19 protein-coding genes are annotated in these 21,539 nt (G+C 53.5%); 16 read left to right on the top strand and 3 right to left on the bottom strand.

Annotated elements, in window-relative coordinates; translation table 11 throughout:
- The 6 genes from CJD38_RS03915 to CJD38_RS18750 all read left to right on the top strand — a co-directional run.
- The coding region (locus CJD38_RS03915; protein WP_107938964.1) for an IS3 family transposase at positions 1-527 on the top strand (527 nt) is incomplete at its 5' end.
- 402 nt (positions 528-929) lie between these two features.
- The gene (locus CJD38_RS03910) at positions 930-1,520 is read left to right on the top strand and encodes a GspH/FimT family pseudopilin (RefSeq protein WP_146165912.1); all 591 of its coding nucleotides are present in this window, start codon (positions 930-932) and stop codon (positions 1,518-1,520) included.
- The gene (gene pilV, locus CJD38_RS03905) at positions 1,492-1,992 is read left to right on the top strand and encodes a type IV pilus modification protein PilV (RefSeq protein ID WP_107938962.1); all 501 of its coding nucleotides are present in this window, start codon (positions 1,492-1,494) and stop codon (positions 1,990-1,992) included. Before CJD38_RS03910 ends, pilV (CJD38_RS03905) begins: the two co-directional genes overlap by 29 nt.
- A 32-nt stretch (positions 1,993-2,024) precedes the next feature.
- On the top strand, positions 2,025-3,053 hold the full coding sequence (locus CJD38_RS03900) for a prepilin-type N-terminal cleavage/methylation domain-containing protein (RefSeq protein ID WP_107939027.1): 1,029 nt from the start codon (positions 2,025-2,027) through the stop codon (positions 3,051-3,053).
- A 1-nt stretch (position 3,054) separates the two neighbouring features.
- Complete coding sequence (locus CJD38_RS03895) at positions 3,055-3,603, top strand: pilus assembly PilX family protein (RefSeq protein WP_240783515.1); 549 nt, start codon at positions 3,055-3,057, stop codon at positions 3,601-3,603.
- Positions 3,604-3,642: 39 nt separating this feature from the next.
- Positions 3,643-3,777: a hypothetical protein gene (locus tag CJD38_RS18750; RefSeq protein ID WP_276307777.1), complete on the top strand. Its 135-nt coding sequence runs from the start codon at positions 3,643-3,645 to the stop codon at positions 3,775-3,777.
- Positions 3,778-5,211: 1,434 nt separating this feature from the next.
- On the opposite strand, the gene CJD38_RS18415 is transcribed toward CJD38_RS18750, so the two are convergent.
- Positions 5,212-5,691 (bottom strand): hypothetical protein, encoded by a 480-nt coding sequence (locus tag CJD38_RS18415; protein ID WP_161554153.1) that lies wholly within the window; start codon positions 5,689-5,691, stop codon positions 5,212-5,214.
- A gap of 133 nt (positions 5,692-5,824) precedes the next feature.
- Here CJD38_RS18415 and CJD38_RS18410 point away from each other — a divergent pair, with 133 nt between their 5' ends.
- From CJD38_RS18410 to CJD38_RS03850, 9 genes are all read left to right on the top strand, one after another.
- On the top strand, positions 5,825-9,322 hold the full coding sequence (locus CJD38_RS18410) for a pilus assembly protein (RefSeq protein WP_161554152.1): 3,498 nt from the start codon (positions 5,825-5,827) through the stop codon (positions 9,320-9,322).
- A gap of 26 nt (positions 9,323-9,348) precedes the next feature.
- Positions 9,349-9,801, top strand: coding sequence for a type IV pilin protein (locus CJD38_RS03885; RefSeq protein ID WP_240783514.1), 453 nt, complete (start codon positions 9,349-9,351; stop codon positions 9,799-9,801).
- A 288-nt stretch (positions 9,802-10,089) separates the two neighbouring features.
- Positions 10,090-10,632 (top strand): GspH/FimT family pseudopilin, encoded by a 543-nt coding sequence (locus tag CJD38_RS03880; protein WP_146165911.1) that lies wholly within the window; start codon positions 10,090-10,092, stop codon positions 10,630-10,632.
- A gap of 11 nt (positions 10,633-10,643) precedes the next feature.
- Positions 10,644-11,192, top strand: coding sequence for a type IV pilus modification protein PilV (gene pilV, locus CJD38_RS03875; RefSeq protein WP_146165910.1), 549 nt, complete (start codon positions 10,644-10,646; stop codon positions 11,190-11,192).
- A 17-nt stretch (positions 11,193-11,209) separates the two neighbouring features.
- Complete coding sequence (locus tag CJD38_RS03870) at positions 11,210-12,214, top strand: PilW family protein (protein ID WP_107938957.1); 1,005 nt, start codon at positions 11,210-11,212, stop codon at positions 12,212-12,214.
- Positions 12,211-12,864: a pilus assembly PilX family protein gene (locus tag CJD38_RS03865; protein ID WP_107938956.1), complete on the top strand. Its 654-nt coding sequence runs from the start codon at positions 12,211-12,213 to the stop codon at positions 12,862-12,864. The genes CJD38_RS03870 and CJD38_RS03865 overlap by 4 nt, the downstream gene beginning before the upstream one ends.
- 12 nt (positions 12,865-12,876) lie before the next feature.
- Positions 12,877-15,432 (top strand): pilus assembly protein, encoded by a 2,556-nt coding sequence (locus tag CJD38_RS03860; protein ID WP_107938955.1) that lies wholly within the window; start codon positions 12,877-12,879, stop codon positions 15,430-15,432.
- Complete coding sequence (locus CJD38_RS03855; RefSeq protein WP_107938954.1) at positions 15,432-15,893, top strand: type IV pilin protein; 462 nt, start codon at positions 15,432-15,434, stop codon at positions 15,891-15,893. Before CJD38_RS03860 ends, CJD38_RS03855 begins: the two co-directional genes overlap by 1 nt.
- Before the next feature lie 3 nt (positions 15,894-15,896).
- Entirely contained in the window at positions 15,897-16,367 is a 471-nt protein-coding gene (locus tag CJD38_RS03850; RefSeq protein ID WP_107938953.1) for a type IV pilin protein, read from the top strand.
- A gap of 2 nt (positions 16,368-16,369) precedes the next feature.
- On the opposite strand, the gene CJD38_RS03845 is transcribed toward CJD38_RS03850, so the two are convergent.
- Positions 16,370-17,305 (bottom strand): NAD(P)/FAD-dependent oxidoreductase, encoded by a 936-nt coding sequence (locus CJD38_RS03845; RefSeq protein ID WP_161554150.1) that lies wholly within the window; start codon positions 17,303-17,305, stop codon positions 16,370-16,372.
- Between the two features lie 233 nt (positions 17,306-17,538).
- Here CJD38_RS03845 and CJD38_RS03840 point away from each other — a divergent pair, with 233 nt between their 5' ends.
- The gene (locus tag CJD38_RS03840; protein WP_107938951.1) at positions 17,539-20,109 is read left to right on the top strand and encodes a DUF1302 domain-containing protein; all 2,571 of its coding nucleotides are present in this window, start codon (positions 17,539-17,541) and stop codon (positions 20,107-20,109) included.
- Between the two features lie 118 nt (positions 20,110-20,227).
- Here CJD38_RS03840 and CJD38_RS03835 read toward each other — a convergent pair whose 3' ends face one another.
- Entirely contained in the window at positions 20,228-21,490 is a 1,263-nt protein-coding gene (locus tag CJD38_RS03835) for an MBL fold metallo-hydrolase (RefSeq protein ID WP_146165908.1), read from the bottom strand.
- Between the last annotated feature and the right edge of the window lie 49 nt (positions 21,491-21,539).

The following is a 21,539-nucleotide window of genomic DNA, read 5'->3' as shown; positions in this document are numbered from 1 at the left end:
CTCCGAATCAATTGCAGCGGCAGTTTTCAGCAACGGCTCCAGACCAAGTTTGGGTCACAGACATCACCTACATCCGCACGCATGAAGGTTGGCTTTACCTAGCAGTGGTCATTGATCTGTACTCACGAATGGTGGTGGGCTGGTCAATGAAACCCACTCTTGCGCGTGAGCTGGCCTTGGATGCGCTTCTGATGGCGATCTGGCGTCGTCATCCCAAGCAATCCGTAATCGTGCATTCCGATCAAGGCGTGCAGTACAGCAGCGACGATTGGGGGCGCTTCTGCAAAGCGCATAACTTGAGCGTCAGTATGAGTCGTCGTGGCAACTGTTACGACAACGCTGCGGCAGAATCCTTTTTCAGCAGCTTGAAGAAAGAGCGCGTCCGCAATCGCACTTACGACTCACGCGAAGATGCTCGATCCGATCTGTTCGATTACATTGAGGTCTTCTACAACCGCAGTCGTCGTCACAGTCACATCGGCAACATCAGCCCATACGAGTATGAGCGAGCTTCAAAATATGGCTAGGTGATGTCTACAAAAGTAGGGGAAGTCCAAAAAGATCTAGATTGTTAGCTATCCTGTAATTGAAGACTGCAAACAAAGTCTCAACCGTTCATCCGGAAGACTACCGTTCATCGGCCAAGGGCTACCGCTGAACCGCAAGAACGAACTGCATGTCTTTATTTTACATAGGGTTAGACATCATAAAAAACAAAGCCATGCGCTGGAGTAAAGGACGTGAATGCCTTTCATGCGAGCAATGGCCTGGGGAAAGTCGTTTGTAAATGCAGTCTTGCAGCCCGATTAACGGCACATTGTTTTGTGCCTGTGATCCGGCAGCTGCCTCCCTTGGGCGGGAGTTACAACGACCTGTTAATGCTGCTTGATACAACAGCTTTATAGGGGAACAGCATCTTGAGGAAAGCCGTGCTTAAGCCGCATCAGATTCAAGAACCTGCAGTTCGTTCGAACACAGGATTCTCTTTGCTTGAGCTTTTAATTGCCATCTCGGTCGCTGCAGTCGCGATAGGAATTGCGGTGCCAAGCTTCAACGGCACTATTACCTCGAATCAACTCTCTGCAACTGCGAATGAGTTAATCGGCTCTCTCAACCTAGCGCGTATGCAAGCCGTCAAGCGTAATTTGCCGACACAGTTTTGCACCAGCGTGGCATCTCATAACGGCACGGATGCTTTAGGCGCAGCCTGCGGCACAGCGGTCGGCGCCGTCTACGCGTCTGGATTTTCTGAACCACTGGCAAACCCTCCAGAAATTCCCGCCAACATCACCATCACCAATGTCACAGCATTGCGCTTTGGTGGAAACGGCCTGGCCTCCATCGCTACGGGCACCGCCCCCCACACAGGGTTGATTGCCGACATCTACACCACCAAGGTCAAATCCAATAATCACCGCTGTATTTATTTGATCACCGGCAGCGTCATCAGCAGCTGCAAATTTACCGCCAACTCCGGAGGCTGCCCAGTCGATGAACCTGCATCCTGCCAACAGCAGTAAGTCTTACCGCGTTCGTACATTTCAACGAGCACAGCGTGGCGTTGGACTTATTGAAGTATTAATTGCCGTATTGGTGCTTTCGATTGGCATCTTGGGCCTCGCTGCACTACAGACACGCGCGCTATCGGATAACGGCAGCTCAATGAGTCGATCTGCAGCCACTGCTGCCACCTACTCGATCATTGAAGCGCTGCGACTGGATCGTACCGTCGCGCTTGCTGGAACTTACAACGGAACTGTTACGACCAATGCATGCCCAGCCACTGGTCCCACCTTAAAAGAATTTCAGTTGAATAACTGGTGCAGCAAACAACTCGGAAACTTCTTAGGAAAAATTTCTACCACCAAAGGAATAGTCGATTGCAACCCCGCTGGCCTTTGCACAGTCACGATTCAATTTGACGACAGCAAAGCCACAGGCGCCACCATCAACGACACCCAATTCCAGCTCGTCACCCAAGCATCAATATGAAATCCCACTTACAGCCAAAAGCCAAACAGCTCATGCGTTCCGCAACCCATCATCAACTTGGCTTCACGCTAGTAGAACTGATGATTGCCATGTTGCTCGGCTTATTGATTATCGGCGGTGTGATCGCGGTATTCCTGTCCAATAAACAGACTTACGCTACTCATAACGCGATGAGTCAGGTGCAAGACAGCGCACGCAACACCTTTGAGATGCTTTCAAGAGACATCCGCGAGACTGGCTTGACTGGTTGCGGTAATGCCGGCCGTATCGCCAATGTCCTCAACAGCGGCCCTAGTGGTGCAGCCACCAAAATATGGGCGGCCGACATGGCCAACGCCATACGTGGCTACGACAGTGGAACAGTTGATCCCGCAGTACCCACTTCAACCGCGACCACAGCGCCAACAGACGCAGACGTTGGCCAGCGCGTTAGCACCACCAGCTCAATTCAGTTGGTTGGAGGCGATGGTTTAGGCCTGACCGTCGCCAGCCATGACGCCACCACGGCAAAAATAACGCTCAATGAAACCACTGCGCTATTGGCGGCTGGAGATCTTATTGTTGTTTGCGATCCTGATCACGCAGCGATCGCACAAGTCACTAGCCTCGCCGGTTCGCCAGCAGTTTTAACCCTTGCCACTGGCACAGCTGCTCCTGGCAATTGCTCAACCGGCCTTGGCTTTCCGACGCAATGCACCACAGCAGGAAGCGTCTACACCTACATCGCCAATTCGCAGGTTTCCAAGCTGTATGCCGTTGACTGGTTCATTGGCTTCAATCCACTTGGCGGGAAATCTCTCTACCGCATCGGGCTCACCGCTGGCGTCCCCACCGCCGCACAAGAAATGGTGCGCAACGTCAGCGATATGCAGATCACTTATCACCGACAAAACGCTACGGCATTTACTAGTGCAGCCGCAGTAACGGACTGGACCTTAATCGACGCCGTGATGTTGACGCTCAAACTCGAGAGCGCTAACAAATTTGCCGGCGGTACAACCAACAAACCGATTACCCGCGACATCCCCATCACCGTGACATTGCGTAACAGGGTGCAGTGACGTGAACTTTCAAAACAACACTAACGCTCTTCCGCAACAGCGCGGCATCGCGCTGATTTTTGCCTTGATCTTGTTGGTCGTGATTACTTTGCTCGGCTTGGGCGCCATGCGCGGCACGGCCCTCATGCAAAAGATCATGGCCAATTTCTATGATCGTCAAACTGCATTTCAATCTGCTGAAGCCGGACTCACTGCTGGGGCACAAGCCCTCACGGCCGGCACCACAAATATTCGAAATTGCGGGCCAGGTGGCGTTGTTTGCCCAAGCAATCCGTTTACTGACAGCACAGCTTCGACAAACATCATCACTGTCGGCTCAAGCATATTCAGCTTTTCCTTATTGGTATCGCAGCCCCAGTACATCATCGAAAACTTGGGCACATGGCCTGATCCCAGCACGAGTACAGGCTTTGGCCAAACTGCAAACGCTGCACAGTACGGCGCACAAGGTGCCACTACTACGGCGGTTTACTACCGGATAACCGCTCGCAGCAGCGATACCACTGATGATCGTGCAGTAGTAACCCTGCAAGCGATGTACAAGCAGTAGTCATGCAGACATGAATATCCCAGATACAAGCAGCAGCACGTGGTCGAGAAAATCCATGAAAAACGTGGCACTGACATCATTGACTCACACGCGCTTCAAGAATTTTTTGGTGGCATTGCTCACGCTGTGCAGCGCTTGCTTGCTGCCAAGCGCGCAGAGCGCGGTGACAATTGACCAAAACCCTTTGACGGCGCAGTCGCCTATTGCACCCAATATCGTCCTGCTGCTCGACGACTCTGGGTCTATGGCATGGAATTTCATGCCCGACCTCTGCACCGGAACCACGAGGAATGTGAGTGGAGTCTCCTGCGATAGCAGTGGCAACATCAACGTCCAATCCAACAATGATGCGCTGACTAACACGCTCAACAATGGCGTGTACTACAACCCGGCCGTCACCTACACAGCGCCTATCAAGGTCGATGGCACTTCATATCCTAATTCGCCAAGCCTCACCGGCGCATACGCCGATGGTTTCATCAACACCGCTACAACAGTAAACATAACGACCTACGCCACTACATCGACGTTTAGCGTCGCCGTCGGCGGACAAAACAACTACACCTACACCGCCGCTTACGAGACCGAGTTCAATAACAACAACCTAGGACAAAGCAACGTCGCTTTTTCAACTTCCACCGCGGCAATCTCGGCCACATGCTCGAGTGGATACACGATGATCAATCTGGGCAGCTATGCATCGCCCAACTATCAGTGCGGACTGTACGGCACGGCAACGCCGACCTGTTCGTCCGGTACGTACGACTCAGCCACCGGCACATGTGTGGTGATACCCCCAACACCTACCTGCGGTACCGGCTACACGCTCACTGGGACCGGATCTTCAAGGACCTGCTCAGGAACTGCGGTTATCAATCCGACCTGCCCATCTAGCGGTATTTACGGCACCGTCATTCCGGGCTTCTGCACACTGAATACCGTTGCTTGCGCCACAACCTACGGCAGCGGATTCGCGCTCACGAACACAGGCACTACATCTTCGCCCAACTATCAGTGCCAAAGAACCACTACTCCGGCTTGCGCAACGGGTTATACCTTTAATGCGACTACCGGCTTGTGTACCGCAACACCGCCAACCCCGGCCTGCGCCAGTGGATTTTCGCTCGCAGATATAGACACGTCTGGCGCATCCAATTTTCAGTGCCAAAAAATTGTTACGCCTGCCTGCGCAACGGGCTACACCTTCAATTCCGCTTTAGGCACGTGTACTGCGACACCACCAACACCAACTTGCACCACCAGTGGAACATCGTTGTCCAAGCCCACTGGCGCCAGTGCATTTAATTGCAACTCCACGCCAACTTGCCCGTCTGGAACCTACGCTGCGTCAACAGGTACGTGCACGGTAACGCCACCTACGCCGACTTGCCCTTCTGGAACCTCGCTGTCCAAACCCACGGGGGCGAGCAACTTTAATTGCAACTCCACAGCAACTTGCTCGTCCGGAACTTACACGGCGTCGTCAGGGACGTGCACAGTAACGCCACCAACACCGACTTGCTCCACCAGTGGAACATCGCTGTCCAAACCCACGGGGGCAAGCGCATTCAATTGCAATTCCAATCCAACTTGCGTCCCCAGCGGCAGCTACAACAACACGGCAGATAGTTGCACCGCCGGTGGCACTCGCACCTGCCCTTCAGGAACAAATCGAAACAAATTCAGTGGCGCAAGCATCTTTACCTGTAATGCCACCGCTGCCCCAACCTGCTCGAGCGGCACGTTCACTGCCTCCTCAGGCACGTGCGCGGTCACGCCACCCGCCCCAACTTGCCCCAGCGGAACTTCTTTAGGCCAAGTCAGCGGAGCAACGGTATTTACATGTAATGCCAACCCAAGCTGCTCGACCGGCACGTTCACTGCCTCCTCAGGCACATGCACGGTCACGCCACCCGCGCCAACTTGCCCTAGCGGAACTTCGATAGGCAAATTCAGCGGTTCAACGATATTTACGTGTAATGCATCCGCCGCGCCAAACTGTTCCTTGGGCGCGTTTACGTCCTCATCCGGTACGTGCACATTGACGCCACCGGCCCCGACCTGCAGCAGCGGTACGCTCGGCAACATTGGCCCTGCGTCGTCGCCCAACTTTCAGTGTCAGTCAACTGGGACGCCGACCTGCTCGCTCGGCACCTATGCCTCCAGCACAGGCACTTGTACGGTAACTCCGCCTGCTCCGACCTGCGCCGCCGGACTTGTGGTGATCAATACCGGCACTTCAGCATCGCCCAACTATCAGTGCCAGAAAACCGGTACTCCGGCTTGTTCACCGACGAGCTACGGCTACAACTCCACGGCAGGTGTTTGCTCATTCACCCCTACTCCCACCAACTGCCCCGCCGGTTATACGGGAACCGGCAGCGGCACGACGCTTGTATGTTCTAAGCCAGTTACTGCCACGCCTACTTGCTCGCCTGGTACGTATAGCGCCAGTACCGGCCTCTGTGTGGTGGTGCCACCGACTCCGGCTTGTAGCACCAGCGGATATTCGCTGACGAATACAGGCACCTCAGCGGCACCTACCTATCAGTGCGCCGGCTACACCACGGTAGCCGCATCGTGCAGTTCAGGGACCTTTAGCAGCACCACGGGTCAATGCACGGTAACGGGCACGGCGACCAAAAATTTCTTCCAGTATTCAACTGGCCCGGCCACGGGACCGTATGTCACTTACTACGTTGCTTCGGCGGCACAGGGCTGTGTGAATATCCCGCATAGCAGCACCAACTGCGTCGACGAAAACGATGTCTCCGGAGTCTCCGCACCTGCTGGAGTCAAGGCTGGACAAAACGTCGCTAACTGGTTCTCGTATTACCGCAGCCGTATCCTGACTGCAAAGAGCGGCTTGACCTCTGCGTTCGACAAGCTTGATCCGAGTTCGCGTTTAGGATTCGCATCGATCAACGGCAACAAGAACACGCTTTTGCCCGGCACTCCGTACACCAACGGCGGTGTCAGTGTTTCAAACGTAGCTGCATTCGATAACAGCTGCGTAACCAGTACAACCAGCCCTTGCGCCAAGGGACAAACAGGAACCACGCGCGCCAGCTTCTGGAACTGGGTAACCAAAGAAACCGTCACTGGTGGTACCGCTTTGCGTAGCGCTCTGAATGCGCTGGGTCAGTATTACTCGCAGAATGGTCCGTGGCAGAACTCAAGCACCGACACGACCAAACTTGCGTGCCGTCAGTCATACGCCATCGCGACAACGGACGGTTTCTGGAATGACCCGACGCCGCCTAGCCCAGGTAATGTTGACAACACTGCTGGCACTCAAGTCACCGGCCCCAACGGCCAGGACTACACGTATGTGGCCGTAGCCCCCTTTAAAGACAGCACCAGCAATACCCTGGCCGATGTCGCGTTGAAGTATTGGGCGACCGACTTGCAGCCCACCTTGGACAATGAAGTACCCACCGGTTCGGCAGACCCTGCGTTCTGGCAACACATGACTACCTTCACGCTGGGTCTGGGTTTCGTACCGAAAAACATCACGCCAGTGGGCACGACAATCGATCAGATTTTTGTCTGGGCTAACGGCGCCGATAGTTCGACCGGCACTGTCGTAAACAGCAATATTCCGACGGATTTCGCATGGCCTGCGCCGGCTTCGAACAGCATCAACAACATCGCAGACTTGGCACATGCCGGCGTCAACGGACGCGGAGGATTCTATTCGGCAACCAGTCCAAAAGCTTTCGCCGATGGCATTGCTGATGCGATTAATCGCGTTCAGACACGTGTCGGTACGGGTGCCAGCCTTGCAGCTAACAGCACCAAGCTGGGAGTTGGCACGGTGACGTATCAAGCCCTGTACTACACGCGTAAATGGAACGGCGATCTGAAGGCATACAACGTCGATCCAACCACCGGTGCTATTGCGACATCTGCGACATGGTCCGCCTCAACGGCAATGCCATCAGCGGCCAGTCGAAATATCATGACGTACAACCCTAGTGGAACAACCAGCGCCACCAAGTACGTCGCGTTCTCGGATCCCGACAGTTTGTCGACAGCCCAGAAAAGCGCGCTAGGCGCTACGACGGTTGCGCGCCAGAACATCATCAATTATTTGCGTGGCGATTCATCGTTGGAAACAAATCATGCTGGAGGCACGCTCCGCCAGCGCAGCAGTCCACTCGGCGACATCATCAACTCGCAGCCGGTTTATGTTGGAGCCCCGAACCCGAATCTGTTCTATGGCAAAACATTTAATGGATCCAGCAGCTATCCAACATTTGCAGCCGACAAGGTTTCACGCGCGCCCGTCATCTGGGTTGCAGCGAATGACGGCATGTTGCATGCCTTCCAGACCACCGACGGGGCGGAAGTATTTGCTTATCTTCCTGGCTCGGTAATCACCAGCGGTCTTAGCGATCTTTCCAATCCCAACTACGGCGGTACTGCAGTTCCCCATCAGCTTTATAACGACGGTGAAATGACCGTTGCGGATGTTTACACCACCTTACCGTCTGGCACTACAGCAGCATGGCGTACGGTACTGGTCGGCAGTACGGGACGCGGCCCTGCTAAAACACTTTATGCACTCGATATCACAGATGCGACGGCACCTATATTCTTATGGGAACGTTCCGCCGCTGACGGGCTCACCAACAGCGGTTACATCGGCCAAATCACCGGTCAACCTGTAATCGCACAAACTGCCAACGGCACTTGGTCTGTTCTCACAGGCAACGGTTACAACAGCGCTCAAAACAAAGCAGCGATGCTTCAGTTCGACCTGATGAGTGGCGCATTAACCGTTCATACAACAAGTACCACGACCGATAACGGACTCGCCGCACCCGTGGCTTGGATCGGCACACTGGCCAACAACATCAGTACGATCGCCTACGCAGGTGATCTCAAAGGCAAGGTTTGGTCATTCAGCCTTTATGATGAGACGACTTTGGCCGCCACGCCGAGTAGCACAGGTAGCTTGATCTTCTCTGCCACTGACGGAACTAAAGCGCAGCCGATCACCGCTGGCCTGTTGGCAGGCAAAGATCCAAAAACCGGCAATCTCTGGCTATTCTTCGGCACTGGCCAGTACTTTACGCAAACCGATCTTGATAACAGAGATGTACAAACCTGGTACGGCATCATCGTAAAGAGCGCAGACAGTACGCTCGTCCCCAACTTGGCGGCGTGGACTGGCAATCGAACATCCAGCTCCAGCAATGCCCTTGTACCGCGAAGTATTACTGCCCAACGGGATGCTACTTCAAGCACGCTGGCTGCTAGAACCGTGACTGTTCCAACAGATGGCGACATGGTTGGAAAATCTGGCTGGTTCCTTGATCTCGTGAAGCCACCGTCAACCGCACAAGGTGAGCGCATGGTTACGCCGAATCAGTTCCAAGGCAGTTTGCTGCTCGGCACTTCTCGCGTACCTATCGTCAGCGATGCGTGCAACCCTTCAGGTTCAGGCTGGATCATGGCGCTGAATCCTTTTACGGGCGGAAACCCATTAGCTGCTTTCTTTGATCTCAATAGCGATCAGCTATTTAACTCAGGCGATAAGATCGACGGCATTGCGGCAGCAGGTATCGGTTTCGGCTCAGTAGCCAACAATCCGATTTTCGTTGGCAACACGATGCTAACCAGCTTCGATAACGGCACGATCAGTAGTATCGATACTGCAGGCACGGTTGGAGCAGTTGCCCGATTGTCATGGCGCGAATTGGTTACGCACTAATGACCTCACACATTCAGAGAATGCATATGCATAAACGTCGCAACACCGGATTTTCATTGATCGAGCTTGTGATCGTCATGCTTGTTGTGAGCATCTTGGTTGGAATCGCACTGCCCTCTTACACGCAGCACGTCACTAAAACGCGACGTGCAGCAGCTGAGGCTTGCTTATCAACCTATGCAAACTATATGGAACGCTTCTACGCGACCAATATGGCATATGACAAAGACAGTACCGGTACAGACATCGTGCTACCTGGACTCGATTGCGCCACCGCGGCGAATACAGGCCAATACTACGACTACGCTCTCGATACCACTGCTGTCACCACCACATCAACTTATAAACTGCTCGCAACGCCAAGGGACGGCTCTGCGCAACAGAAAAACGATACAAAGTGCGGGACCTTGAGCATTAACCAAACTGGTTCACGTGGAAAAACAGGAACCGGCTCACTAACTGATTGCTGGCCGCACTAAAGAACAAAAAGACTCAGCAGCAAGTGCGGCGCTTACTCAAATTTAAGCGCCGCACAAATCAGCACCATCTTCGAATAGTCCACATCCTCGTCCATGCGTTAACTGCGACGAAATCGCTCCTCTAAACAGCGGAGCGGACTTTTGCATATAGGCAAAAAAATCCAATGAGCAGCGGTAACACGTCTCATAAATTTGCCTCGCGCGCGAATAATCTGCCAACAGAAAGCAAATCGCGCGGCCAGTAACTTCACAACTCTGTCGGCCGCACGCTCAATCTGGAGTGTGATAGTGCCGCATCAACGTTTCGACATCTTTCTTTCAGCAGAAACCGTACGAGCAAGGCCTCGCTTAAAAAATAGCGGCTTCTCCTTAATCGAGCTTCTTGCGGCGCTGCTGATTACAGGAATTTTGTCCCTCGTCGCCCTCCCCAGCTTTGCCAGCTTAATCCGCAACAATCGCATCGTTTCAGAAAGCAATTCATTACTTAGCACGCTGATGCTCACCCGCAGTGAAGCCATCAAACGTCGCGAGCCAGTTACCTTATGTAAGTCCAGAGATGGAAAATCTTGCAGCGCATCAGCAGCGCTTGATTGGAATCACTGCGCGATCATGTTTGCTGACAGCAATTCGAATCGGGTGCTGGATGAAGGTGAAAAGGTCATTCGGATTGAAGCGCCATTCAGCATGGCCCAAACGATTACGTTTAGCGGGGGCAACACTCTCAGCTATCGCGCAGATGGTTCGTCAACCAGCGGCACATTCACAATCAAGTCTGAAGATGTTCAGAAGCAGGTTGTCGTGAGTCTTGCCGGCCGGGCTAGGATCAAATAATCGTGCGCGTGATGTCTCGTTCTCTGCAAATCGGGATATCACTCATCGAAGTTCTGGTCGCAACAAACATCCTTGCAGTTGGTTTACTTGGTGTCGCCGGATTACAAACATCTTCGGCCGCCAATATGTACATCGCGTACCAGCACGGGCAAGCCGCTACGCTTGCACAAAGCATGCTAGAAAAACTTAGGGCGAATCGAACAGCCACGCTAGCTGGCTTGTATCAACACGAAAAAGGAAAAGCCCCCACAGCGCCCAGCAAGGATTGTTCAGAAGCAAGCTGCACTCCGGCAGAACTCGCCGCTTGGGATCTTGCGATTTGGCATTCGATGATTGCAGATACCAGCGCCAAGCCCTATACAAAAATTCCGCCCGGCCCGATGGCGATGTTGCCCTCAGGCCAAACCTCAATCACCTGCAAAGATACAAATTGCAGCGCAGCCTCAGTACGCCTAATCACGATCTACTGGGACGCTCATCGAAATGGCGCAACCGGTTCAAATTGCAATCCGGAATCTGCGTCTGATTTAGCTTGCTTTCGCTTGGCCTATGTTCCGTGAATTGTAGTTCGAGACAAATGGGCCTCTCTCTAATTGAGGTCATGATTGCCATGACCTTAGGTCTGCTAATCCTCGCCGGCGCCAGCTCAATTTTTATCAGCAGCAAGCAAGGATTTCGTGTTCAAGACAGCGCTGGTCGAATGCAAGAAAACACTCGTTATGCAATGAACCATCTGTCGCAGATTCTTCGTTCGGCGGATTTCTGGAGTGGCGTAGAGCCAGAACTTATTGCTATCGGCCCTCATGCGATCAACGGCCCAAGCGCAGCCAAGACCTGCAATAGCGATTGGATCGCCAACGTCCGCGATGGCCTGCATGGATACGAAGGCGCGGCAACTCCACCGATTGATTGCGTGAGCGCGAATGACTATGTCGCTAATTCAGACATGGTTGCGATTCGAAACGTCGATCCCAAGACGTTTACTGCTCCTGAAGATGTCGCATTAGCGACAAATGCCAAGCGACACTACGTTCGCACACGCGTTGGCGCCAATGGGTATTTGTATCAAGGCGAGATGCATAGCGATGCCGATAGTCACATCCCCAGCGGCGACGGTGTATTCAACTACGAATACGATTTTCAGCTTTTGTTTCTACGTCCTTGCAGCGTTAAAGCAGGCAATGCTTGCTCAAAATCTGACGACAATGGAAAGCCCGTTCCAACACTGGTTTCATTGCAACTGCAAACAGACGGTGGCGTTTCGCAAGTTGCTTTGGTTGATAACGTCGAACAGATGCAATTCGAATACGGCATTGATAGCGACAACGATCTCGTTGTTGATAGCTATCAGAAAGCCAGCGCAATCAGTGATTGGCGCAAAGTCATTTCAATACGCGCCGGCATCATCGTTCGCGGCGATGCCTTAGATCACTTCACAGATACAAAAACGTACTTCATGCCGAGTGGCTTTTGTTACGGCCCTAAATCGTCGAAATGTGCCGCCAAGTACACAGGCTACGAGCGTTACCAGCGGCGACTCGTCGTAAAAGACATTCTGATCCGTAATCGGATACGACAATGATGCTGCGTGCTCGAAACAATCGTCCCTCGCATGGATACGCATTGGTCACAGGCATCGTTTTCCTCGCCGTACTGACAACCGTCGGTGTATTGGCGCTCAAAAACGCCGGGCTGGAAAGCAGGATGAGCGCGAATAACAATCTGAACACCCAAGCTTTCGAGGCCGCGGAAGCGACGAGAACTTTAGTCAGTCAATTAATTGATCCCCACGTCTACAACCGCGGATGGCCCGTAGCTATTGGCGGCACGATCCCAAACAAAATTTTTAACCATCCCATCCCTGCCGGGATGACGCTCACTAGTAGCACCGGCAGCGCAGCACCCATCGATTGGTACAGCGCGCCATTAGAGCTCGCTTCTAGTTTTGACCGACTGGATATGAGCAGCATCCAGGTTCATTACAGCCGCAATGTCGCCAATGCCGAATCGCCCGAATTTGTACTGCAGGCATCTGCCACGGTTAAGAGACTTCGCGCCGATCTCAATTCAGGCTCCGACGTGGCAATGGCCTCCGGGTACGAAAGCCTAGGAAAGAGCGCGGCATCGGGTGGTAGCAGTCTGTATTTCAATGTAACGGCCCGCGGACAAGATCCAAATTCACAGGCAGTCGACTTCACCTCATCAATCTATCGCCACGTCATCAGGAATTAGCCGGAGAATCTCATGCCCTGGAGACTGGTCCGTCAAATCGCTCTTCCGATTGTTATTGGCACGTTGTGTCTAGGCCTTGCACTTTTATCACTACGAACGCAGGCCTCGCTGGCCAAACACATTTCGAGTCAATCAGAAGATTACTTTTACGATAGGCCTCTCGGCGCAACGGCTGTTTCTATTGCAGCGCATGCAAGCAGCGGCGCTGGTGCGGCGTATCAAGCGACGTACGCTGCTTCATTTACTGACGCTCAAAATAATACAGCGACTTGGATAGGATCACTGCATGCCGTATTCATCGACTCGATTGGGAATCTTCGCGAAGACGGTAACGGCGATGGCGTTCTGCAAGATAGCGATTACAGCGTTGATCCCGCAGTACGCATCTTCTTTGACGAAACAGACCATCAACAAAAAATAGCTCGCTTTAAGTTCAAGGTTTATCCCAGCGCGAATACAAGCGCCGCAACTGAGATCAAACCTCTAGCAGATCTGCATACGCTATGGGACGCAGGCAAACGATTATCTGATTTAAGCGACGTCACAACACAGCGTAACTACAGCGCAAAGGCGGACACCGGCCGCCACATTTTTACTTACCTCGACCTCAATGGCGACGGCGCTGCCGACAGCGACGAAGTTAAAGATTTTGCGCCTAAAAATTTTGGCGCCGGTAGCTTTGGGATTCTGAATGTTCCAGATGCAGTTTCAGCAAATGCTCTGGTCAACTACGTTCGCGGAGACGAATCCAATAACACCAAACTAGGCATGCGTAACCGAACATTGGATTACAACAATGATGGTGCAACTGAAGTGATGCGTCTGGGCGATATCGTCAATTCCAGCCCAACAGAAGTCGGAACTCCAGCGGAAGCGTTTGACCTGCTCTACAACGACAAGAGCTACGGGAAATTTCGGTCGAAATATTCGCAGCGCAGAAATATGGTTTACGTCGGCGCCAACGACGGCATGATCCATGCGTTTAATGCTGGCTTCTACAACTCGCAAACTCAGTCTTATGAGCTCCAAGGCTCAAAGTCTGAAACTCAGCATCCTCTAGGCTCAGAGATCTGGGCTTACATTCCTTACAACCTCTTGCCGCATCTCTACTGGCTTCAGTCCAAAAACTACGACCATGTCTGGTACATGGATGCCAAGCCACGCGTCTTTGATGCGCGCATATTCTCTGATGATGAAACGCACCCCGGTGGATGGGGAACAGTGATGGCGATCGGCATGCGCTTTGGCGGGGCTCCAATTAGCTTGAATGTTCGTGCCAATGCAAAAGGATTTAGCAATTTCACATCCAAGGGCGCGCCAATCACTGCGCTGACTCAACGCTCTGCCTATGTCCTCATGGATATCACTGACCCAGAGCAGCAACCAACACTTATTGCTGAGCTCACTGATCCCACTGACAACATGGGATTTACAACTTCTTACCCTACCGTCGCGGCATTTCGATCTAACGGAAGTGAAGACGATCAGTGGTATCTGATCTTTGGTTCTGGTCCCGAACCTAGCACGTCAAAAAACTCGTTTACAGCGACGACAAAGCGTTCTGCAAAACTGTATGTCTACGATCTAAGTCGCAAAGAATTCGTTACCAGCGGCAAAGACACCTATCTCTACGATCTCGGAACGCAGCAACAAACTGGTGCGCCGAATAGTTTTGTTGGCGATCCCGTTACTGTTGATTGGAATTTGGACTTTAGCGCGGATGCCTTGTACTTCGGCACGGTCGGCGGCACTGAAAGTAAACCTTCAGGCAAGCTGTTTAAATTGGACTTCAATTCCTCAAAAGCAGGGGCTAGCAAGAGTCCAAGTGATTGGTCAGCGCCAGCACTGCTCCTCAATCCGGGCAATCCGATTGTCGCTTCGCCTTCAATCACCAGAAACGAGCAAGGTGATCACTGGGTAATGACTGGCACGGGTCGCTACTTTTCTGAAGCAGATAAAAGCAGCAGTAAAGTACAAAGCCTATTTGCGGTTATCGACACCTTGCCTGAGGTCACGCCGAGTTTTAACAAGCTTGTGGACGTAAGCGACGCCAAGGTGATGAGCACAGGAGAGATACAAGGTATCAATGGCGCGACAACACATAGCGCACTCGCAAACCTAACCGCAGCTAGTAAGGGCTGGAAGCGTTCACTGAAGCAGAGCAAAGATGGCACCGCCGAACGCGTTATCACTCGATCTTCATTACTCGGAGACACACTCTTCGTCAGCAGCTTCGTGCCCTGCCTTGCGCCATGCATGACAGAAGCCAAGAGTTATCTTTATTGCTTGAACTACAAAACCGGCACAGCAAGTTTTGATTCTGCAGCTTGCGGCAGCCCTGAAGAAAAAGGCGATGCAACATCCAGTAGTTCTACTGCTGACCCTGTCAGTCTCGGAACAGGAATGAGCGCCGCTCCAAGCTTGCATCTCAATGGCGCAGAAAGAAAACCCAGCAATGAATTGAGTGTGATCACTCAAACTTCAACGGGCGGAATCACTCAGTTTCAAATAAAGCCTGGTTCTAAAACACGCAATGGAGAAATTGATTGGCTTGAGGCCAACAAGTGATGATCTCCGCGCGACTGACAGAGACAGGCTTTACGCTCATCGAACTGATCATCGCCGCATTAATTGTCAGCATCACTGCCGCCATCGCGATTCCCAGTTATTCCAGCTATCGCCTCCGCGCTGAGCGCAGCAATGGCGTAGCGTGCATGATCAATCTGGCGCGCCTTCAAGAAGCTTATTTCACTCGCCACAACAGTTACGCCATTGATCTGAGAGCGCTGGGTTACAACGCCACGAGTGCCGCAAGCTGCGCGCACACGAGCCAATATCTTTTAAGCGCATTTATTGTTGACGAGAAGACCTGCCCTTTGAGTCGCTGCTACCGCCTGCAAGCCGTACCGCAACACGCGCAGGCCTCTGATGGTGACTTGCATCTGATCTACAACTCCGCCGAGCCTGATCCTAACCTTCGCCTCAAAAAAGAGCGCGGCACATTGGGATCAGGAACACCGTGGATTTAATTAATGGAAAAACATCAGTCCGGCTTCACGCTTTTAGAATTACTAATCGCCGGAATGATAATGGCTGTGCTCACTGCAATCGCAGTGCCCAATTATCAAAGCTATGTTCTACGCAGTAATCGCGCCTTAGCTCAAGGCATGCTGTCTGATTTATCCGGCAAACAAGAAGCGCAGGCCTTAAATCAAGGCAAATACGCAACGAATCTTTCTGCGCTGCTAGGGAGCAACAATACAAATGCCACGCACTTCTTTCTGAATCGCCAAGGCCAAATCTCAAAAACTTTGAATGGCAGCGGCTCGAGTATTTACAAGATAGAACTGCTCGATCCCAGCGCAGCATCATTCACGCTGCATGCGGCCGCAGTCGGCACGCAAGAAAAAGATAAGGATTGCCGAACGTTTGCGCTCACTTCAGTCGGTCAGAAAAGTGCAACCGCGTTCAACGGTGCAACTTCAGCGCGCTGCTGGCGATAAATTCAGCCCGTCACACTCAGCAACAAGCGCTTCGCTGACGCAAGCGAGAGCGTAACGCCCAATCGAAAGTGCCCGGTGTTAACGAGCAGCCCCGGCGTCTCCGGCGCAGGGCCGATCAGCGGCGACGGCTGATCGGGATAAGGCCGCAAATTGGCCCATTGATGTTCAACTTCTAACTCCGCCGCCTGTGGCCAGAGGCGCACAGCACAGTCCAACAGAAAAGTTTTGGCTTGCGGTGTTGTGGTGACGTCAAAACCCGCTTCTTCCAAAGTGCTGCCGACGAGCACACGACCATCACGCCGTGGAATCACATAAGCCCGCTCATCCATGCAGATATGGTTGAGCAGCCCCGGCTCGCCTTTGAGCAAAAGCATTTGCCCTTTAACCGGTCTCACGGGCACAGCCGCTAAACCACCCGACCAAGCACCCGCAGCCAACACAGCCCATCGGCAAGCGATAACGCCCTTCCCGGTCAAAACCCCGGTCAGACGACCATTTTCTTTTTGCCAAGCAATCACAGGCGTCTGTTCAAGCAAGGTCACGTTTTCATGTTGCAGTGCTGCAACCAAAGCCTTGAGCAAATGTGGATTCCGGACTTGAGCGATGTCGGGAAACCAGCGCTCGCCGCTTGCGTCAACCATCGTCGCGCCACAGCGCCAGAACTCAGGATCGATGCCGGTTTGCTGATGAAGCGCCGCACAGTACTCCGGGAATAGCGCGAGGCTTTCGTCCAGCAATTCGCGGATCTCCGGCACCGGATCATCCGGTGGCAGCTGCGACAAAATCCCGCCCGCAGCCCAAGACGCTTCACGACCCGCCAACCCACGCTCAACCACACAGACTTTCAGCCCGGCACGCGCCAGTTCCAGCGCGGTCGTGAGACCAATAATGCCGGCACCAACAACGACAACGTCAGCAGATCGTGGAGCAGAGTTCACAGGCGGAATGATTACGCTTTTAGGAGCGCGAAAGGATACACGAAGCCCCGTTTCTATTGGCTTTTCCGCCTTCAATCGGCGCACTTTGAGCACTAGCCAAAAAGGGGCAAGGCGGATATTGTCGCGCCCAGCGAGTTGCCGCACCGTACCTGCATAAAGCAGGGCGCAAAAACCACCAAATGAGTGGTTCGGCAGGAGGATAAAAATGTCCATCCATTAGGGGGTACCCACCCATGTCCGCTAACACCTTTCGAGTATCGCGTTGTAGTGCCTTTTTGGCGCTTGCCGCCGTTCTACTCGCGCCGTTCAACGCATCCGCGCTTTCTTTTGACGCCGCCGTTGGCGACAGCTCGATCAACGGCGTGCTCAACACCACCATCACCATTGGCGGCGCTTGGCGTATGCAAAACCGCGCTGCTGATCTGGTCGGCAAGAGCAACTTGAATCCCGACGTCTGTGCAGATTTCCAATCCTGCCAAGGCGTGTTCAAAGACCAGACCACCCCGGCCCGCACACTCGCCGCGGCGCCCGGACAGTTTTCTTTAAATGCGGATGACGGCAACTTAAATTACGACCGCCACGATCTGGTTTCGGCCGTCGCCAAGGTCACGCAAGATCTCAAACTCAGCTACGAGAACTTCGAATTCTTTGCACGCTGGCTATATTTCTATGACGCGGTGAATAACAACTTCACCGAATATCACCCCAACCGCGTGACTCGCGAAAACTATCAGCAAGTTGGTTTCGCACCCGGCGATCGCGGCTTTGTAAACACCGGCGATCCTGTCACTACAGCGATCTTGCGCAACTTGGTTTACTTCCCGAACAACCGCATTTACGGCGCTGGTGGCGTTGTTCGCAATCGCCGCACGGACAGCTCAACGCTGAAACAAGTCGGCACCAATCTGCAGCTGATGGAAGCCGTACTCAGCGGCAAGTTTGAAATTGCCGGTGAGCGCTCACTCAACGTGAAACTCGGCCGCCAAACCGTTAACTGGGGCGAGAGCACACTGTTGGTCATCAACAGCCTCAACCAAGTGAATCCAGTTAACGCCAACAATCTTTATCGCGTTGGCTTCCAGTTAGAAGAAGTGTTCACGCCTGTTGGCATGCTCTACGCCAGTACGGAAATTGCTCCTGGCGTCGACCTTGGCGGGTTCTATCAGTTGGAATGGCAGCCGGTAGAAATTCCCGCACCGGGCAGCTTCATGAGCTTCCTTGATGTCGGCACCAACAACGCTGGCCGCAATGTTTCGATCAGCTTTGGTGGCGGTGCTGAAGATCCCAGCAGCTTGGCGCGTCCGCAAAACAATCCGCTAGCACTCATCGCTGGCACCTCGCTCAATATCGAACGCCTGCGCGACCACACGCCATCGCACTCTGGTCAGTACGGCGCGTCGCTCAAGTACTACGCTGAATGGCTAGGCAATGGCACCGAGCTCGGCGCCTACTTCATGAACTACCACTCGCGCCTGCCTTACGGCAGCTTCTACGCCACGCAAAATAGTTGCGCGCGTGCAGGTGGCAACTCGCAACATCGCGATGCCACCAATGCGCTCGATATCGTCAGCGTTGTCGGCGGCAATCTCTGCCCCGATCTGCCCATCAATCGCGTACTCCTCGGCCAAGATCCGAATCTTGCGAAGAGCAGCGTTGCGCCTTTAGATACCGCGCGCTTCCAGCTGGAATACCCGGAGAACATCAAGCTCTACGGCTTCAGCTTTAACACCACGCTGGGCGATTTATCGTTGCAAGGTGAAGTAGCCTATCGCCCGAAAGCACCGCTACAAATTGCGACCGTCGATTTGGCCTTCGCTGCATTCGGCCCAACACTCACGCGCTGCCACGACAACATCGGATGCGCAGGCTCCAGCAACGGCAGCATCGGCGTTGACGGCACCACGCATCACCCTAGCGACTTCACCACGGATGTCGCAGGCACCAACAATCCATTCCGCGACACGATTGATGCGGGCGTTGCTTTGCCAATCACGGTGGAGCTGACCAATACCTTGCTCGCTTTGGGTCTTGATCCGACCCAGCTCAATCTTCCGTCTGCAGTTTCGCTGGGACACATTCCTGGCTCTGCACGCGCCTTTCCTAACTTTGTGATTCCTTATCGTGGCGGCATGATTGGTGACAACGCAGCCACCGATTTGAGTCGACCACTCAATAGCAAAAACCCGGGTTACATTCGCGGCTACGAGTATTTCAAAACGCTGCAGTACAACTTCGGCGGCACTTATATCTCGGGCGCCAGCGATCCTTTGGCAGCCATCATCAACGCCGATCAGGTTCAGTCCGTATTTGAAATCGGCGCAACCCATGTGCCGAATATGCCTTCATGGAGCGAGCTGCAAATTGAAGGTCCCGGCACTTATACCAGCGCCACCGCAGGTGCAGACGGCACCGGTGCCGATGGTTCACAACGCGCCTGTTCCACCAACAAGAGTTGCACCGTCGGCCCTGATGGCCTGCGCTTTAACCCAACGCAGCAGCGCGATGGTTTTGCAACGCGCTTCTCGTGGGGCTATCGCATCATTAACGTCATCAAATACGAAAGCGTTCTGCCCGGCATCAGTATTCAGCCAACGATCATTTTTGCCCACGATGTCTCAGGTACCGCACCCGGCCCTGCAGAAAACTTTGTCGACGGCCGCAAGAGCATCGTCAGCTTCGTCGAGACGCGCTACAAATCAGCCTTCTCGTTCACGCTTGGTTACACATGGTTCACTGGTGGCGGTAGCCACAACCTCTACCGTGACCGCGACTTTGCACAGGCGTTTGCTAAGTATCAGTTCTGAGTTTTGTCTGCCTTCACGAAAAAGCCCCGGCATAACCGGGGCTTTTTTTATGGCCATGGATGGCCTGTACGTCGCGGGCGCAGGATGCGCAGGAGCGACGGGACTCAATTCAGAACATTTAAAGCGCCGCGCAAGAAGAGCCCGGCATCGGTTCTTTCCACTTGGGATCGTTAACCCAGTAATTGCGAACCTTCAAGTAATCCTCTGGATCCTTGAGGTAGTCGAGCTCCGGCGCATTCGGCAACGACGCAACCTCCGCACGCCATTGCACTTCATAAGACTCATCGCCAGGCCCAACCACTGGCAGCCAAGCATCGTGATGGTTAGGCAGCGAAAGACGTGGATGCGCGTGTTGCACATAGAGGCTCACATCTCGCAAGCCACTGGTGATCGCGCCGAAGCCGACGATCGTGCCGACCTGCACATCAACACAAGCCGGGAAACTATCTAGCGCGCATTGGATGTCTTCAGCAAAATCTTTTCCATCGGCAATCGGCCCCGCCGAGTCGTGCCAGAGCAAAGTGAAGTCACCCACTTTGAAGTGATAAGCCCAAGCACCACCGGGAGGTGAGTTGCCCGCCTCATCATCGAGAGACTCGAAGAACCACTGAATCTCCTGCGGATCAGTATTCAGATTCTGTAGAAAGACCAAAATCTCTGGCACAAATACCAAGGGCAGATTGCCGGTAGCCAAGTCGGCAGGATCAGCCGCCGAATGCACATGGCGGAGCACGCTGACTTCTTCCATGTCTTTCCAGATCTTGATGCTCTGAATCGTGCCGGGTGCAGGCACATTGGCATCACCCAGCAGCAGGCAAGAAAACGCATCTTGATTGCCATCACGCGCAGCCTGTCCGCGTGCGTTGTTGCAGGTGGTTACGCCGCCAACAATAGGTGCACCGGTGCGACCTGCGACATAGCCCATGTCTGCAGCATGATCGAAATGTCCGTGGCCAATAAAAATGATCTCAGGCGCAATCGCCACCAAGTCTTCGCGGCCAAGCGGCAAATAATCTTTATGCAGGCCAACAATCTCCCAAGCATCGAGCAAGAACAGATGTCCGCCCATCGAGGCGATAAAGCTGGCAACGCCCACCCACCACAGCTTGACCTGCGCCGGATCGGTAGCGCCCGGGCCGAGCAAGCGATCACGAGCGGCCTGCACTTCTGCGCTCACTGCGATTGGCGCAGCAGGTAGCGGCTTCCAATCCGTCGAGTACGACGCAACGCGCTTAACCGCGCACTTGGCTGTAGGAGGATTTGAAGCGCCATCCGTAGGGGCACTTGAACGGCCACAAGCCGCAATCGCCAAGATTAAGACAGCAGCAATCGTGCGCCTGGCTCGGCCTCGGAATTGATCGCTACAAGTACGCTCGCCCATGGTTATTCCTTTTTAAAATCAGAGCATTCAAACAGCACAATAATTTGAG

Origin of the sequence: Stenotrophobium rhamnosiphilum, from assembly GCF_003052265.1 — a bacterium.
In the GTDB taxonomy this organism is placed as follows: domain Bacteria; phylum Pseudomonadota; class Gammaproteobacteria; order Nevskiales; family Nevskiaceae; genus Stenotrophobium; species Stenotrophobium rhamnosiphilum.
Note: the sequence above shows the minus strand (reverse complement) of the source record. Positions and strands in the feature narration are given on the sequence as shown.